Origin of the sequence: Hydrogenophaga palleronii NBRC 102513, from assembly GCF_001571225.1 — a bacterium.
Classification (GTDB): Bacteria; Pseudomonadota; Gammaproteobacteria; order Burkholderiales; family Burkholderiaceae_C; genus Hydrogenophaga; species Hydrogenophaga palleronii.
This window is the reverse complement of the sequence record NZ_BCTJ01000109.1, coordinates 1-535: the sequence shown is the minus strand read 5'-3', so window position 1 is coordinate 535 and position 535 is coordinate 1. Positions and strand designations below refer to the sequence as shown.

1 protein-coding gene is annotated in these 535 nt (G+C 68.4%); it reads left to right on the top strand.

The annotated features are described in order from the left end of the window. The coding region (locus HPA01S_RS22485; RefSeq protein ID WP_174525319.1) for an autotransporter-associated beta strand repeat-containing protein at window positions 1–535 on the top strand (535 nt) is incomplete at both ends.

Below are 535 nucleotides of genomic sequence, written 5' to 3'. Positions count from 1 at the left end.
CCCTGACCTTCGGCAACAGCACGAACCAGAGCTTTGATGGCGTCATCGGCGGTACCGGTGGCCTCGTCAAACAAGGCGCCGGCACCACCACGCTCGGTGGTACCAACACCTACACCGGCGACACCTCCGTCAACGCCGGCACACTCGCCGTCAACGGTGCCGTGGCCGGCAACGTGCAGGTCAACGACACCGGCACGCTGGGTGGGTCGGGTGTCATCGGCGGCAACGTCAATCTCGTCAGCGGCGCCACCCTCTCGGCCGGCAACAGCCCGGGCACGCTCACCGTCAACGGCGACCTCACGCTCGGCAGCGGCTCCACCTCGGTTTTTGAACTCGGCCAGGCCGGTGTGGTCGGCGGCACGGCCAACGACCTGGTGGAGGTCGGCGGCAACCTGCAGCTGGGCGGCCGCTTGCAAGCCACGGCCGCATCGGCCGGCTGGTACCGGCTGTTCAACTACGGCGGTGCGCTCTCGGGGGCGTTCGACGCCATCAACGTCACCTCCAGCGAGCCCCTCTTCACGGTAGCCAACCGCAG